The organism is Sagittula salina (assembly GCF_017813235.1).
Classification (GTDB): Bacteria; Pseudomonadota; Alphaproteobacteria; order Rhodobacterales; family Rhodobacteraceae; genus Sagittula; species Sagittula salina.
Genome location: NZ_JAGISH010000075.1, coordinates 1 through 252, shown reverse-complemented (window position 1 = coordinate 252; position 252 = coordinate 1). Strand labels below are relative to the sequence as shown.

Genomic DNA, 252 nt, shown 5'->3' with positions numbered 1-252 from the left:
ATATTGAACGTAACTACCGTTCGCACTGACTAATGAATTGATACCGGTAGCGTCAATCACATATTGAATTTCAAAAATATTTCGGCCAGTTGAAATTACAGGGAGAATATTGTTCTCTCGTAACTGATTAATTGCTGCAATGTTGTCATCAGAAACATTCTTTTGATTATCAAATAGTGTGCCATCTAGATCAAAAAAAACAACCGCTTTATACATTGAATTTCCTCCATTTAACTCGATATCTACATTGTA

Annotated in this window: 1 protein-coding gene; it reads right to left on the bottom strand. The window is 33.3% G+C overall.

Translation table 11 applies throughout. The annotated features are described in order from the left end of the window. A partial coding sequence (locus J5474_RS22615) for an HAD-IIB family hydrolase (RefSeq protein WP_209364274.1) occupies window positions 1-216 on the bottom strand: 216 nt, incomplete at its 3' end. Window positions 217-252: the final 36 nt, after the last annotated feature.